Source organism: Rhodococcus sp. IEGM 1330 (assembly GCF_033142445.1).
In the GTDB taxonomy this organism is placed as follows: domain Bacteria; phylum Actinomycetota; class Actinomycetes; order Mycobacteriales; family Mycobacteriaceae; genus Rhodococcoides.
In genome coordinates this window covers 16,294-31,740 of sequence record NZ_JAWLSB010000001.1, presented here as the reverse complement: position 1 = coordinate 31,740, position 15,447 = coordinate 16,294, and the positions used below count along the sequence as shown (strand labels likewise).

General features: G+C 62.1%; 15 protein-coding genes. 7 read left to right on the top strand and 8 right to left on the bottom strand.

From position 1 onward, the window contains the following. Nucleotides 1-25: 25 nt before the first annotated feature. Nucleotides 26-823, bottom strand: a complete 798-nt coding sequence (locus tag R4P57_RS00140; RefSeq protein WP_317800876.1) for an SDR family oxidoreductase — start codon at nt 821-823, stop codon at nt 26-28. Nucleotides 824-900: 77 nt separating this feature from the next. Between R4P57_RS00140 and R4P57_RS00135 the strand changes: the two genes are divergently transcribed. Further along, nucleotides 901-1,464 (top strand): TetR/AcrR family transcriptional regulator, encoded by a 564-nt coding sequence (locus R4P57_RS00135; protein ID WP_317800875.1) that lies wholly within the window; start codon nt 901-903, stop codon nt 1,462-1,464. Then, entirely contained in the window at nt 1,461-2,783 is a 1,323-nt protein-coding gene (locus tag R4P57_RS00130) for a lipase family protein (RefSeq protein ID WP_317800874.1), read from the top strand. Before R4P57_RS00135 ends, R4P57_RS00130 begins: the two co-directional genes overlap by 4 nt. 128 nt (nt 2,784-2,911) lie before the next feature. On the opposite strand, the gene R4P57_RS00125 is transcribed toward R4P57_RS00130, so the two are convergent. From R4P57_RS00125 to R4P57_RS00105, 5 genes are read right to left on the bottom strand one after another with little or no spacing between them, the layout of a single operon-like run. Further along, nucleotides 2,912-3,796 (bottom strand): LysR family transcriptional regulator, encoded by an 885-nt coding sequence (locus R4P57_RS00125; RefSeq protein ID WP_317800873.1) that lies wholly within the window; start codon nt 3,794-3,796, stop codon nt 2,912-2,914. A gap of 35 nt (nt 3,797-3,831) precedes the next feature. Beyond that, nucleotides 3,832-4,020 carry a hypothetical protein gene (locus tag R4P57_RS00120; protein ID WP_317566401.1) on the bottom strand — a complete coding sequence of 63 codons (189 nt, stop codon included), beginning with the start codon at nt 4,018-4,020 and terminating at the stop codon, nt 3,832-3,834. Between the two features lie 60 nt (nt 4,021-4,080). Beyond that, complete coding sequence (locus R4P57_RS00115) at nt 4,081-4,644, bottom strand: ester cyclase (protein WP_317800872.1); 564 nt, start codon at nt 4,642-4,644, stop codon at nt 4,081-4,083. Continuing rightward, entirely contained in the window at nt 4,641-5,372 is a 732-nt protein-coding gene (locus R4P57_RS00110; RefSeq protein ID WP_317800871.1) for an SDR family oxidoreductase, read from the bottom strand. The genes R4P57_RS00115 and R4P57_RS00110 overlap by 4 nt, the downstream gene beginning before the upstream one ends. Beyond that, a complete protein-coding gene (locus R4P57_RS00105; protein WP_317800870.1) occupies nt 5,324-5,599 on the bottom strand; it encodes a hypothetical protein in 276 nt (91 codons plus the stop codon). The genes R4P57_RS00110 and R4P57_RS00105 overlap by 49 nt, the downstream gene beginning before the upstream one ends. A gap of 497 nt (nt 5,600-6,096) precedes the next feature. Between R4P57_RS00105 and R4P57_RS00100 the strand changes: the two genes are divergently transcribed. Next, a complete protein-coding gene (locus R4P57_RS00100) occupies nt 6,097-7,140 on the top strand; it encodes a pyridoxal phosphate-dependent aminotransferase (RefSeq protein ID WP_317800869.1) in 1,044 nt (347 codons plus the stop codon). 10 nt (nt 7,141-7,150) lie between these two features. On the opposite strand, the gene R4P57_RS00095 is transcribed toward R4P57_RS00100, so the two are convergent. Next, the gene (locus R4P57_RS00095) at nt 7,151-7,873 is read right to left on the bottom strand and encodes a GntR family transcriptional regulator (RefSeq protein WP_317800868.1); all 723 of its coding nucleotides are present in this window, start codon (nt 7,871-7,873) and stop codon (nt 7,151-7,153) included. A 224-nt stretch (nt 7,874-8,097) separates the two neighbouring features. Between R4P57_RS00095 and R4P57_RS00090 the strand changes: the two genes are divergently transcribed. The 4 genes from R4P57_RS00090 to R4P57_RS00075 are packed head-to-tail and all read left to right on the top strand — an operon-like array spanning nt 8,098 to nt 13,961. After that, on the top strand, nt 8,098-10,200 hold the full coding sequence (locus R4P57_RS00090; RefSeq protein ID WP_317800867.1) for a hydantoinase/oxoprolinase family protein: 2,103 nt from the start codon (nt 8,098-8,100) through the stop codon (nt 10,198-10,200). Continuing rightward, the gene (locus R4P57_RS00085) at nt 10,197-11,933 is read left to right on the top strand and encodes a hydantoinase B/oxoprolinase family protein (RefSeq protein WP_317800866.1); all 1,737 of its coding nucleotides are present in this window, start codon (nt 10,197-10,199) and stop codon (nt 11,931-11,933) included. Before R4P57_RS00090 ends, R4P57_RS00085 begins: the two co-directional genes overlap by 4 nt. Before the next feature lie 37 nt (nt 11,934-11,970). Continuing rightward, nucleotides 11,971-13,332 (top strand): MFS transporter, encoded by a 1,362-nt coding sequence (locus tag R4P57_RS00080; protein ID WP_317800865.1) that lies wholly within the window; start codon nt 11,971-11,973, stop codon nt 13,330-13,332. Beyond that, complete coding sequence (locus R4P57_RS00075) at nt 13,329-13,961, top strand: isochorismatase family cysteine hydrolase (protein WP_317800864.1); 633 nt, start codon at nt 13,329-13,331, stop codon at nt 13,959-13,961. Before R4P57_RS00080 ends, R4P57_RS00075 begins: the two co-directional genes overlap by 4 nt. A gap of 255 nt (nt 13,962-14,216) precedes the next feature. On the opposite strand, the gene R4P57_RS00070 is transcribed toward R4P57_RS00075, so the two are convergent. After that, nucleotides 14,217-15,314, bottom strand: a complete 1,098-nt coding sequence (locus tag R4P57_RS00070) for a Glu/Leu/Phe/Val family dehydrogenase (protein ID WP_317800863.1) — start codon at nt 15,312-15,314, stop codon at nt 14,217-14,219. Between the last annotated feature and the right edge of the window lie 133 nt (nt 15,315-15,447).

Genomic DNA, 15,447 nt, shown 5'->3' with positions numbered 1-15,447 from the left:
TCTACAGCAGGTCGGCGATCGGATCTCACAGCTTGAAAGGGTTGAGGCTTTTGCCGAGGTAGTAGCCGATGCGAGTCGGAATCGGCTTCGCGGCAGCAGCAGTCACTTTGTTGACCATCCCGGGCACGCACACCGGCGTGCCGTTGTTCACTGCCCGCCATCCTTCTCGGACAACGTCCTCGGGCGACTGCCACAGAAGAGAGGGCAGCTTCGATGTTGCTGCATCTCGGGTTCCCATGACGTCGTGGAACTCACTGTGGGTGAAGCCAGGGCAGAGCGCAGTCACGTGGATTCCGTGCGGGCGCAACTCCGTATCGAGTGCTTGCGACATGTCGAGCACATAGGACTTGATTCCGGTGTACAGCAGACTTGCACCGGGTGGAAGCAACGCCGCCAACGACGACAGATTCACGATTCGGCCGTATCCGCGTTCTTTCATGCCGGGCACCGTCAGATGAGCGAGTTCGGTGACGGCAGTGATCATCACCTGTATCTCCGCGGCGAGTGCCTCGAACGGCGCATCTGCGAACGTGGAGTTCCCCGACATGCCTGCGTTGTTGACGAGGATATCGACGTCGACGCCGAGGGATTTCGTTTTTTCGAGAATGGCCCGGGGCGCGGAGCGATCGGCGAGGTCCGCGGACACGACGTCGCATCGCACATCGTGCTGGGACGACAGCTCGCCCGCCAGCGCAGTGAGTCGGTCCTCGCGACGCGCAACGAGAACGAGGTTGTGCCCCTCGGCTGCGAGGTGTCGAGCAAATGCCGCGCCTATACCTGCTGATGCTCCGGTGATCAGCGCAGTTCTTCCGGTCTTCGACATCGACGGGCCTCCACTCTTGAACGGTATCCAAGGACGGTAGCAGGCTCTTGAAGACCATTCAAGATATAGTTGGTCATATGCCCAGGAACCGCGGACTTCACGACAGGGAGAGCAAGCGGGAGGACATCGTGGTCGCCGCCCGCGAAATGTTCGTGAACGACGGCTTCGATCGCACCTCGATCAGCCGTCTCGCGAAAGCTGCAGGCGTCACCGCGAATACCTTGTACTGGTACTTCGGCGACAAGGACGACATCCTGGTCGCTGTTCTGACGGCCATCGCCGCTGAGGACGCCGCGGACTATCTCGACGTCGTCGATCTACCGCTGGCCGACCGGTTGTTCTGGCTGGTAGAGCGGCTGCGGAAAGTGGGCCCATTGGTCTCCACCGTGCACGATCGGGTGACGGAGTCCGAGGCCATCGATCAATGGCACAACGGGTTTCATGCCTTCGCCGAATCGTTGTTCGCCGCCGATATCGAAGCTGCAGGCCTGTCCGGTGAGGCGGCCGACGCCATGCTCCGCATCGGTACGTTCGTCGTCGAGGGTTTACTGACTCACGCGGCGTCACCTGCAGACTCCCGAGCAGTCATCGACCAACTCGTCGACACCATCGCACCCGCATCAGGAAGTGATCCACCATGAGTATCGAACCCAATGCCGCATCGACCGGGCGTCCGCGAACCGCGGCCGACCACTCCGACCACATCGACTCGGAATCGATCGTCACGACTCCGTCTATGGACCCGTTCTATCTGGCCCCGACCGGTTTCGAGCGGGCGGAGCCGGGGACCGTGTTGCGATCCCGCGAGGTGACACTCGCGTTGTTCGGCGTCATTCGGCAGAAGGTGTCGGCGTGGCAACTTCTGTATCGGACCACCAGTCTCGACGGGGCAGCGCGCGTCGCGGTCACGACGGTGGTTCTTCCGGTCGGGGGTCGACAGCGACGACAGCGCGCTCTGCTGTCCTACCAGTGCGCGATCGACGCCGTGTCGGATCGGTGTTTCCCGTCGTACGTCCTGAGGGCCGGCGCTCGCGCTGTGGGGTCCGTACCGCAGTTCGAGTTCATGATCATCCTGTACGCACTGCGCCGCGGATGGGTTCTGTCCCTTCCCGATCACGAGGGCATGGACGGGCGGTGGGGAGCACCCGTCGAGCCCGGCTACTGCACACTCGACGGCGTCCGCGCGGCACTGTCTTTCGAGCCGCTCGACCTCGCCGCTACCACCCCTGTTGCGCTGTGGGGGTACTCGGGCGGCGGATTGGCGACGTCATGGGCCGCCGAGGCTGCGGGCGACTACGCCCCTGAACTCGACATCGTCGGCGCAGCACTCGGATCGCCCGTCGGCGATCCCGGGTCAGCATTTTCCCGCCTCAACGGCACGATCTTCGCGGCGCTGCCCGCGCTGGTGGTGGAGGGCTTGCGTCGCACCTACCCCGAGCTCGACCGCCTCGTTCGTGAACACGTCGCCGCTGCGGGGCTCGAGACCCTCTCATCCCTGCACCGCAAGACGACAGTGCACGCCGTCGCGTCCATGGTGATGCACGACCTGGAGCGGCACCTCGATATCCCGATAGCAGACCTCTTGGCGACACCCGAGATGGTGCAGATTTTCCAGGATATTCAGCCAGGAAAGTCGGCACCCACGTTTCCGCTTCTCGTGGTGCAGGCGGTGCATGATCCGATGATCGACGTGGACGACGTGGACGGGCAAGTACGCCGGTATCGTGCTGCGGGAGCGAATGTCACGTACATCCGTGATCGCCTCAGCGAACACCTGTCGCTGCACCCGATCGCAGCCCCCGTCACTTTGGATTGGCTCTCGGATCGCTTCGCGGGCAAGCCGACCGACGAATCGTCGACGAACACCGTGTGGTCGCTGGCGGGATCATTGCCGGGGTTGCGCGGATTGCTCGGACTTGCGGTGTCCACCGGACGTGCATTCGCCGGCCGAATCGGTTGATACACGAACGCATCGGTACCGAATGCGGTCAGGTCGGTGACAGCCGTCGTCGATCTCGGAGAATCGATGCGTTGGGGCCCGGTTTTCGACGGTCGTACGGTCGGGCGACCGGACCGAGGTCTGCGTAGTCACGTTCGGCGTGCGCTCATGCCACGGGCCACGATGTCGTCGACGAATCGGCGGGTCAGTGTGTCCGTCCGCGTCCCGACCATCACGACCACAGATCGCTGGAGCGGCGGCCTCATCGGTTTGACGACGCCGGCAAATCTTGCCGGTAATGCGGTGGTCGGAACGAGGGCGATTCCGAGACCTGCGTGAGCGAGTTGTGCTGCAGTCGCGGCATTTCGGGTATAGGTCACAGCATCGAGATGGATGTCGTGGGCTGCCGCGACGGCGTCGAACCATCCGCGCAGGCCATTTGTCGGGTGGTACTGCACGATTGGTCTACCGGCGAGATCGGTCCACGAAACGGCCGGCTCATCGACCAGATCGAGGCCCTCCGGGACGACCGCAACGATGTCCTCCCTTCCGATTTCATGGATGACGCCGGTGAACCGCGCGGAGGACGGACCGACTGCAAGGTCGATGTCGCCGTTCGAGAGTGCGTACGCCATAGCGTCCGCACTGCTGAATTCGGTCAGATCCAGTCCGATGTTCGGATACTTCCTCGTCCACTTCCGCAGCGTCGGCGCGAGGAGTGGAACGGTCATGCTCTCGGCGCACGCCAGTCGCAGTCGGCCCTCACTTCCCTCCGCCAACGCTCGTCCGGTCCGCACAATTCGGTCGGCGGCCGCCAACGCCGCCCGCGCATCGTCGAGCAACGCGCGACCGGTCGGAGTAGTCCGAACCCCGCGCGGGAGCCGGTCCAGCAGCGGGGTGCCGATTTCCGATTCCAACGACGCCAGCTGATGAGACAACGCAGGTTGCGACAGATGCAACTGCGCCGCGCCGGCAGTGACAGAACCGGCGTCTACCACGGCGACGAAGCATTCGAGGGCACGCAGGGTGGGCATCGGTCGAGAGTAAACGACGACGGGAGTCCGGATGGCTAACTGGAATCCTTTGTCATGTAGCGGCTTACCGTCTGCACGAGAACCGTGCTGAAGAAAATGCCGATGAGGGTGAGAATCACGCCGGAACGAATATCGCCGTCGATGAAATTGGTGACGGCGACGAAGTAGGCGATCGCAGCCATGACGATCCCTGCGGTCATTTTGATTCTGGGGTCGATACTCATGTGTCTCAGTTCCTTTCGAGGAAACTGTTGTGGGGTGGTCGCTCGATTCGGTGAGCCGACCTACGCAATTCCGGCTTGCTGGAGGAAAGTCAGGTTGTCTTCGAGGTGCCAGTCCGCGTCGATTCGGCTGTCGCCGACGTGCTGTATGTCGATCGCACCGAATTCGATCGGTTCCGCGTTTCCGGTGTGGCCGTCGTACGTGCCGGTGAAATGACCCCGAAAGATCAACCGCGCTGTGAACGTGTCGCCGGCGATGTAGAGATCGGCGAGCTCGCACGTCAAGTCGGGTACCGCGGTGCGGAACGTGCTCGACGCCGCGACGGGGCCGGCCGGGCCCTGTGGCCGGCCCGACGGCAGCGTGTTGTCGACAAAGCTGGGGTCCACTGCTCGGTCGAGGTACGCGGCGTCGCCGGTGTTCCAGAACGTGTACAGCGTTTGTGCAAGGCGCACCACCTGGCGCGTGCGGTCGGTGACCGGTGCATCGCCGACGTTCACGGTTCCGGGGGCGACGAGGTCGGCCGCAGAGTCCACCAGGGGGCGGTCAGAGCTTGTCGTGCCGGTGGAGCATGCCGACAGCGACAGCGTGATCGCCGCCAGCGCCGTCATTGCTGTGAGCTGCCTCATGAGAGCCGCCCGCCGCCGTCGACGTGCAGCGTGACGCCGGTGACGAAAGTATTCGTCAGCAGAGACAGCGCAGCGGCCGCAATATCGGACGGTTGGCCGACTCTGCGCACAGGGTTGGTGCGTGCAGTGTCCGCGAACAGCGTGTCCTTGCCTGATCCCATGGAGTCCCAGGCCCCCGAATCCACGATGCCGGGCGACAGTGCATTGACGCGCGTGGGTGCGAGCTCCACCGCCAGCGCCTCCACCAGGAACGCCACCGCGCCGTTCGTCGTCGCCATCACCGACAGGCCGGGTGCAGGTTTCCAGGCGGCGACACCGGAGAAGAACAGATACGAGCCCCCCTCGCGCACCTGTGGCGAGAAGTGCTTCGCCAGCAAAATCGGTCCGATCACTTTGGCGTCGAACGCGTTTCGGACTGCGGTGCCGTCAAGATCGGCGAGTGGTCCGTTCGCATGATCGGCGGCGAGGCTGATGACATGGTCGACCGAACCCACCGACGAGGCTGCCTGCGCGATGGAGGACTCGTCCGCGAGGTCGATCACCACCGCACTCGCTCTCGGACCCAACAGTGCGACTGCTGCGTCGAGGGACTCACGGCGTCGGCCGGCGAGGACCACCTCACCGCCACCGTCGAGAACAGTCGACGCAATGGATCGGGCGATTCCCGACGCTCCGCCGATCAGAAGTACTCGCATTGTGATGACCCTTTCGTTGTGTATGTCTGCCATTCGAGTGAAGCAAGAAGTCGACCGTCGAACAATCGATAGATTAATTGACTGCTATAGAAAGATTCGATACCGGCCATTATTTTCGGGTCGACGATCCGATGGAACTCATCGCCGAATCCGTTGGCATGCGCGGCGTCACGCAGTGTGCTGTCGTCGGCCGAAGCCCGGTGGGCAATCGCCACCGCCTTCTGGTACCCGATGACCGAGGAGAGTGCGATGACGAGCATCCGTGACCGGACCACGCACCCCGACCCCTGACGCTGGCACGTGTGGATTGTTGCGAAAGGACGCAATCGTCGCCTGATGCGCGGTCCCGTATCCGAGCAACGCTCTGGTGGCCGATTCGTAGATGGAGGCTCGTATGGCACCCAGCGTCTCCGCTTTCTTGCCGGTCACAGGTGGAACCACGTGTGAGAGTGCGTGTTCGAAGAGTTGTTGGTTATTCGCAGGGTCATCGACCAGCCCTGCATCGAGTGCGGCCGAGGCGTCATAGCGACGACCTGTTGTCATCGCGGCAGGTGCTGATTTCAGGGCTAATTCGTGTGCGATTTACGCCAACTGCGGGCCAGACAGTGTACGTTGAGATATCAATTGACCTTTATGGTATCTCAAAGGAGTAATCGTGCCGGATCGTTTGCCCGCCCTTGCTTTTGCTGACCACGTTGCACTGTCTGTTTCGCTGGGGTCTGAATTGATTCCTGTGCGAGGGGTCCCGGTTATCCCCATGCCGCCTCATGTGGTGGAGGCGGCCACCGATGCCGCAGGTCGGGTTTTTTCTCGTCGCACTCGAGGTGCCTCGGATCTGCGTCAAGCGATCTCCACGATCCTGACACGCGAACACGGGATAGCCGTGGACGCAGAAACAGAGCTTCTGATCACCCATGGTGCCCAGCATGGAATGAGCATCGCCTTACGTGCGCTGCTGCACTCCGGGGATGAGGTCGTCGTCCCCTCACCCACATATTTTTTCGACGGGATGATTCGGATGGCCGGCGCAATAGCGCGATATGTGTGTTCGACAGCGCAGACCGGCTGGTCGCTCGACCTGGAGGGCATCGCCGCCGCTATCACCGATCGAACGACTGCGATCGTTCTGTGCAACCCGAACAATCCGACCGGAAATGTGCCGACGGCCGACGAACTCCGCCATGTCCTCGCCCTGGCCGACAAGCATGGACTCACAGTGTTTTCCGACGAATCGTATGAGCGGTATGTCCATGAAGGGCCCCGCTACACCCCTGTTCGGGCGCTGGGAGGCGATCGCGATCGCGTGGTGACGGTAACCAGCTTGAGTAAGAACTACGCGTTCTCGAGCTGGAGAATCGGATACGTTCACTCTTCCCCGGCCACGATCGACAAGATTCACGCGGCCCTGGAGTGGGACGTGATCAACATCGGAGACATCTCGCAGGCCGCCGCCACCGCTGTGTTGACAGGACCCCAGGAATGGTTGGATGTCGAGTTCGCAACGATGAAAGCGCGCCGCGACGTGATGCACAGCGTGCTTGCCGAGGCAGATGTTCCTGTAGTCCTTCCTCGGGCGGGGATCTTCTTGTTTGCCGATCTGACCGCATTGGGTCGGCGCGGGGACGACTTGGAAGACTTCCTACTCGATGCAGGAGTGGCCGCGCTGTCGGGTGGGGGATTCTTCGGACCAGATACGCATGTCAGATTGCTCTACGGTGCTGCGCAGTCGGAAGTACGGGCACTGGGTGAGCGGGTCGCGGAAACGGTGTCGGATGTCAGATCCGCGGCGTCGAGGCTGTAGAGACGAGTTGCTAGCCAGGCAGCAGTATCGGTGTTGACGTTACTGCGTGACTACTGGTCAGCGCCTCGATGATTTCACGGCGCGCTGACTTGGTACGGTTCCGCATCGCTATGCGAGCGGCGTCTGGATCTCGGGCGACGACTGCGTCGACGATTGCTGCGCGCTCACCGATACGCGCCTCGGGCATCGAGGGTGAGAGCGTGACGGCCAATCGAACGACCCGCTCGATCTCGTCCAAGACCTCGACGACGCTCCGGGTCAAGCGAGCGTTGCCGGATCCATTGGCGATGATGGCCTCGAACTCGTAATTCTCGCGTAACCGCGTTTCCAGGTGTGGGCCACCGAGCTGGCCGTAGTTGTCATCTGCACACAATTCGACAAGACGATTCGATTGCGCTGCAACAAGTCCCAGAGTTGCGGTGAGGGCCGCTGCCTCACCCTGCAGAAGCGTTCGCATGTCGCAGAGGTTCGCGACATCGCCCAGTGTCACCGACGAAACCACGTACCCAGCGCGAGGCAGTGGCTGCACCAGACCGTCGCGGTGCAGTCGCGCAAGCGCCTCACGAACCGGCGTTTTGCTCAAACCCATCGAGGCTGCCACGTCGGGTTCGGTGAAGTGTTGACCGGGCGGCCTCTTGAGCTCGATGATGTCGCGCTTCAAAGTGAGGTATGCGCGATCCATCATCGACCCGGTCACGTTGTGCTCGAGCAGTAGTGCTGGCCTGTACTTCATAGCCTTTCCCATCTTCGATTACGAACACTTTAACCCACTTGGGAATATGTGTCGGCAGAGTAAAAGATCTCAACATGGTCTTGTTAATATCTCTGACGCGGGTTAACGTCTGGTGACGCGAAACACACTCAGTCGTCGCACCGAGAGGCACGCCCACCGACACGACGGCCAATGCTTCGGTCCACCGTCCGCGTCGCCAATCTTGTCTTCAGAAAGGCCTTTCAATGACCCCGTCCAACTCCGTGGATCCGAATGCCGACGCGTCGTGGCGCGTCGCAGCTGACATCGGCGGCACGTTCACCGACGTCATCGCCCTCGGTCCCGGCGCACGCATCGTTCCGATGAAAGTACTGTCGACACCTCCGGACTTCGGCACGGGTGTCATCGACGGTGTAACGGCCGCGATGACGAACGCAGACATCTCCGCCGGGGACATCTCTGCAGTACTGCATGCCACCACCGTCGCAACGAACGCCATTCTCGAGATGGAAGGTGCGCGAACGGCTTTGGTGACGACCAAAGGGTTCCGCGACGTTCTCGAACTCGGCCGGCTTCGGCGCCCCCTGCTGTACGACCTTTCGTGGAAAAAACCCACACCATTGGCGCGCCGTCGCCATCGATACGAAATCGATCAGCGCATTCACGCAGACGGTCACATCGACATCGCGATCGACTTCGACGAAGTCGATGCCCTTGCCCGCCGACTCGAAGCGGACGGCATCGAAGCGCTGGCCGTGTGCCTGATCAATTCGCACGTTCGACCCGACGAAGAGCGCGCTGTCGCACGCCGACTCGAAGAACTGCTCCCTGATGTGTACGTGACCACCTCGGTCGACATCTCCCCCGAGCCCGGTGAATACGAGCGAAGCAGCACAGCGGTAGTCAACTCCTACATCGGGACCGTGGTGCACAGTTACGTAACCGCGCTCGGCCGTAACCTGCGCGAGCGCGGCATCGATGCGCCGTTTTCGATCATGCAGTCCTCTGGAGGACTTCTCGACGCACCGTCAGTGGTGGAACGTCCCGTACAGATCATCGAATCCGGTCCCGCCGCGGGCGTTATCGCCGTGCAAAAGCTCGCCCAACTCCTCGGCCTCGACAACGTCGTCGCGTTCGACATGGGCGGAACGACCGCGAAAGCATCTCTGATCGAGAACGGGCAGCCGTTCTTGGCCAACGACTACGAGGTCGGCGGCGGCATGAACATCACCCGCAGCATGGGCAAAGGAGCAGGCTATACCGTCCGTGTCCCCTCGATCGACATCGCGGAAGTCGGAGCAGGCGGTGGCAGCATCATCGGTGTGGACTCGGCCGGTGCCCTGCACGTCGGCCCCGGTAGCGCCGGTTCACGGCCGGGACCGGCCTGCTACGGCCACGGCGGCGAACGGCCGACCCTCACCGATGCCAACGTCGTCCTCGGCTACCTCAACCCCGACGCTATCGCCGGCGGCCGAGTGACGATCCAGCCGGAACTGGCAGCCAAAGTCCTCGGCGCGGTAAGCGATCGCATCGACTCCGACCCAGGCGCGATCGCACGAGGAGCCTACGACGTCGCCATCTCCAACATGACCAAAGCCGTCAAAGCGGTTACCAGCGAACGCGGACGCGACCCGCGGGATGCCACCATGGTCGCCTTCGGAGGTGCCGGACCGCTCTACGGTGCCGCACTGGCACGTGAATTGGGAATCAAGACCGTCATCGTGCCAGTGCACACCGGCCTGTTCAGCAGCCTCGGACTCCTCGTCGCCGACAGCGAATACCAGTCCGTCACCCCGTTCCGCGGCGAACATCTTTCGCTGGAACACTTTGCCCGCGAGTTCGACGAGATGGCGGCCACGGTCACCGAGCATCTCGGATCCGACGGCGTCCGTATCGATCGAATCTTGGATATGCGCTACCACGGACAGCGGTTCGATCTTCGTATTCCGTTGCCTGAGGGCGATATCGACGATGCGTTGCTGCACGAGGTGAAGCAGCGATTCCACGCGGAGCACCACAAGACCTACGGTCGATCGGGTACCGACGACCTGGTGGAGATTGTCAACATCCGCGTCCGCGGCTTCGTACCGAACACGGTCACCATCGACCGAGCTCTGACGCTCACCGAGGCCGACCCCGGTCGACGACGGTTCCGTATCTGTCGCTTCGACACCACGGTCAGCACACCGGTCATCGCGCGAGCACATCTGACACAGACCCCTGAGGCAGGCCCCCTGGTGATCGAGGACATGGATTCCACGACGCTGGTTCCACCGGGCACCACGGCCCATCTCGACGAGTACAACAACATCATCATCATCTGGACGGACATCGAGGTCATCGCATGAGCAACACCATAATTCGAGACGCAGCCACTTTCGAAGTCTTTCGAAACGCAGTATCCGGGCTCGCCGACGAGATGGCCATCACGATCCTGCGCACCGCACACTCCCAGATTGTGGCATCGAGCATGGACTTCTCCACCGCACTATGCGATCCACACGGCCGTATCATCGCGCAAGCAAACACGTGCCCAGTACATCTGGGGTCGATGCCAGCCGCGATCGACGCCATGTTCGCCGAGTTCGGAGACTCCATCGCAGACGGTGATGTCTACATCCTCAACGACCCGGACAAAGGTGGAATGCATCTACCTGACATCTTTTCCGTAGCACCGAGTTTCGCAGATGGACAGCTGATCGGATTCACGGTCACGGTGGTCAATCACACCGACGTCGGCGGCTGGGCAGCAGGTTCGATGGCCGTGCAGTCGACCTCCATATTCGGTGAGGGCATTCAGATTCCGCCTTCACGACTGGTGGCAGGTGGAGAACTGAACGCAACGTTCCTGGATGTGATCCTGAGAAATGTTCGCGAGCCCGATCTGTTGCGCGGGGATCTGGAATCGCAGTGCGCTGCCAGCCACGCAGGAGGTCTCGGCCTCCGTGGCCTCGTCGAAAAATACGGCATCGACGAATACGCGCGCCTGATCGACGAACTCCTCGACTACTCCGAAACACTCGTGCGCACCGAATTGAGCAACGCCCCCGACGGGTGCTACCTGTTCGACGATCAGATCGACGATGACGGTCTCGGCTCAGGAGCAATTCCTTTCAAAGTCGCGGTCACCATCGCCGACAGCGGAATCACGTTCGACTTCACAGGATCCTCACCCCAGGTCGCGTCGGCACTCAACGCCACCGCGTCGTTCACCCAATCCGCCTGTTACGCAGCACTTCAAGGTGCACTCGGCTCGGACATCCCCGCCAACAGTGGCTTCTACCGCCCCTTCACCTTTGTCATTCCCGAAGGCTCCATCCTCGACGGAAAGCGTCCGTCCGCTCGTGGGGCCCGAGGACTGGTGGCATATCGCATCATCGACACCGTCCTCGGAGCTCTCGCACCTGCATTTCCCGACCGGGTACCGGCCGCAGGCGACGGAGGACCGAACTCGGTGGCAGTGGGCATCGTCGAATCCGACGGTAGCTCGGTGATTCTGTGGGACATCCTCTGCGGATCGTGGGGTGCAACGCCTACCGGCGATGGGAACGACGGCATCAGTCCACTGGGTGCAAACCTCGCCAACACACCGATCGAAGAACTAGAGAAGTCCGGACACATTCGGATCGACGGATACGGATACCTTCCCGATACCGGCGGCGCAGGAACCTTCCGCGGTGGAGTGTCCACCTTCCGAGACATGACCGTGCTGCACGAGAACGCCAGTGTCCAAATCCGCTCCGACAGACGCACATCGTTCCCCTACGGACTCGCCGGCGGCGGCACAGGATCTCCCTCTGCCAACATCCTCGACCACGGCACCGACGCCGAACAGCTCATCCCGTCCAAACCACATCTGACCGTGCAGGCGGGCAGCCGCCACCGCCAGGTCACGGCGGGAGGTGGCGGCCACGGCGATCCCCTGCGCCGCGATCCGCTGCATGTGCTCGACGACGTGCTGGATGGAAAAGTCACTGCCGAAGGTGCCCTGCGCGACTACGGAGTTGCCATCGACATTGCGGCGGGCCGAGTACTCGTCGACGAAACCTCCGCCGCCCGGGCCGTCTCTTACGGCCGTTGACCACCCTCTCCCCTAACCATCTCCGGAAGGCCGCGCCATGAACGAAGGCTGCACCACTGTGCTCGATGAGGATGCCGAACGTCGCCTGTGGCGCAAAATCGGATTCCGCATCATCCCTCTCGTGGGGATCGCGTACATCGTCAGTTACATCGACCGGGCAAACCTCGGCTACATCGCAAAACCCATGACCGCCGACTTGGGCATGACCACAGCACAACTCGGCCTCGCCGCAGGGTTGTTCTTCCTCGGCTACATCCTGGTCGAGGTACCCAGCAACATGATGCTGCGACGATTCGGCGCACGCATCTGGATCAGCCGCATCGTCATTTCGTGGGGAATCGTCACCGCACTCACCGGCGCAGTTCACTCTGCCACGCAGTTGTACATCGCTCGCGTGATCCTCGGATTCGCCGAAGCGGGCCTCGCTGCCGGAATCTTGCTCTTCCTCACGTTCTGGTTCCCGAAGAAGCAACGAGCCTGGGCAATGTCGGCATTCTTTTTGTGCATCCCGCTGTCGAGCATCCTGGGTGCCCCGATCGCAGCTGCATTGCTGAAGTGGGGAGAGTCGCTGTTGGGCATCGCGGGATGGCGTTCGCTATTCGTAGTCGAGGGTGTCCTCACCGTGCTGATCGGCATCGTTATTTTCCTCTTCCTGCCCGACCGTCCGGCGAAAGCCAAGTGGCTCACAGAAGAGGAGAAGGCCTATCTCGGGGACACCTTGGACGCCGAAGCGGCGGCGCAGGTCGAACATGGTGCCATGACCGGGATGCGTCAGGCACTGACGAACGGCCGTACGTGGGCGTTGGCGGTGGCCTTCTTCGCCATAGTCTTCGGCCTGTACCCGCTGGCTTTCTTCCTTCCGACGATGATCGAGAATCTCTCTTCGAGCGTCGGATCCGCAGCGAACGTCTCGAGCGTTCTTCTCGCTGCTATACCGTCCGCAGTAGCTATCGTGGTAATGGTGATGTGGTCCCGCGTAGCAGCGCGCCGCTCGGCGGTGTTCTCCACGACGATCCCGATGGCGTTCGGTGCCGTAGGCCTGGTGGGTGCAACGTTCACGCAGAACGGTGCACTGTTCATCATCGCGGTCTGCGTCAGTATTTCCGGCATCTACACAGCAATGCCTCAATTCTGGCGGATACCAGCTCTTTCGATGACTGGAGCCGCTGCCGCCGCCGGAATCGCGTTGATCAACTCGGTGAGCAACCTCAGCGGCTTCGTCGGCCCCTACGTCACCGGGGCCATCGAGACCGCGACAGGAAGTTATACCTACGCACTGCTCACCATCGCCGTAGTGATCACGATCGGCATCGCAATTCTTCTGACTGTGGGCCGACGCGCCGAGGCGCTCGGTGTTCGAAGTGATGAAGTGGCCACCGAGAGCGCGGGCACCCAATGACCCGCGCGGGCGACGGGCTACGGACTGCACTGATCGTCGGAGATGTCCAAACCGGAATCATCAGGGAGTTTCGGTTCGCTCGACCGGTCGTTTCGGTTCTCGCTCAGACGATTCCGATGGCTCGGCGCGCAGGTGTACACATCGTGTACCTGCGTGCCGGGCTGCGGCCCAACGGGACCGATGTGCATCCCAACAACGCTGTGATGCAGCAATTCCATGCGATGGCAGATGTGTTCCACGAGACCTCCGATGACACCTGGATCGACGATGCTCTCACCGTCGATCCAGCTGACTCGGTGGTTCTCAAACGGCGGGCCAGTGGCTTCGCCGGTACAGATCTGGACCTGGTGCTGCGGAGTCAGCGGATCGACCGAGTCGCCATCTGCGGTGTAGCGAGTTCGGCTGTGGTGGCGGCAACGGTCTATGCCGCAGCTGATCTGGACTACGAGGTGTCGGTGCTCTCGGATGCCTGCGCCGACCCCGATCCCGCTGCACATCAGTTCCTCATGGAAACGTTGTTCCCCGCACGTGGAGTAGCGGTGTCGACCGCTGGAGAGTGGCTCGGCCGCGATCGCGGCCCGGCGCTCGAACCGCCCCCGAGAGGCCCAGAACCTCCAGGGGTCCATTGACGGAGTGTCTTGCCGACCGAGTATGGCCAGTTGCCCTCTACGAGATGTACTGGGTGACTGGCCACTTTCGTGAGCCTGCACGTAGGACTTGGCAATTCGCTGTACGGGGTCCGATAGCGAATAGCCGACAGTCGACCTACCCAGTTCTCCCGCCCGGTGCCGAGGCCAGAGTGCAGGTACCGAAACTCCCCCAACAGTTTTGCAGAGCTTCGTACCGCCGATCGGAGACGGTACGAAGCTCGAATCGATCGTTCGTCAACGGTGTGCAGCTGCACCCAGGCGCTCACGAACGATGGCGTCCGCCGCCTGGCCGGCCAGAAGTCCTCGATCGTGCTGATGCGCCAAAATGCGGGTGACTGTGGCCCCGACTTGTTCGACCTGTTTCACAACCGCATGGCGGGGCTTGTTCTCGATCTCACCGGCGACCTGGATCAGACCGCCGCTGTTGGCGACGAAGTCCGGAACCCACACGATTCCCCTGTCACGGAGTAGTTCTTCGACACCCGGTTGTGCAAGTTGGTTGTTCGCAGCTCCGCAGACGACAGCTGCATCCAAGATGCGCGCGGTGGTGTCAGTGAGAGTGGCACCCATCGCGCACGGCGCGTAGATGTCGATGTCTTTGTCGATGACGGTCTCGGCGACTGTCACGCCCGGGAAATCTGCGCTTACTCGTCGAACTGCGGCAGGGTTGACATCCGAGGCGGTGATCGTTGCCCCGGCCTCGGCGAGCAGCGCAATGAGGTTGTACCCGACCTTCCCGGTTCCTTCGACTCCCACACGGCGGCCGCTCAATTCCTTCGAGCCCCACACTGATTCCGCAGCAGCGAGAATCGAATGGAAGACACCTCGTGCGGTGAGGGGAGCACTGTCACCCGAGCCTCCGGCTGCAGGTGTACGGGCTACGACGTGCTTGGTCGAACGTCCGATCACGTCCATGTCGTCGGAGGTTGTACCGACGTCGCCTGCGGTGATGTAGCGACCGCCCAGGGTGTCGACGAACCGTCCGTAGGCCTCGAGCAATGCGGGGGTTTTGACCCGAGCCGGGTCGCCGATGAGAACAGCTTTGCCTCCACCGAGCTGCAGACCGGCCACCGCTGCCTTGTAGGTCATGCCACGGGAGAGGCGCAGCGCATCCGTCAGGGCTGCCTGCTCGTTGCCGTAAGGGAAGAAGCGCGTACCTCCCAGGGCCGGCCCCAGGGTGGTCGAGTGAATCCCGATGATCGCTTTCAATCCTGTTGCGGGGTCTTGGCAGAACACCACCTGCTCGTGGGGTGCGGCATCAGCAAAGTCGGATCTGTCGAAAACCCCTGATGCAGGGGCGGTATCGGTCGGGTCGGCGGTATCGGTGGTCATGATCATTGCTCCTGAGTGGGGTGTGTTCGGTTGAATGGATGAAAGTAGTTGAGTGGAGACCGTTCTCGGTCGGACGGCAAATCGGAAACCGATCGGGTCCCTGGCGCTGTGTTCGCGCCAGTTTCACGGCGAC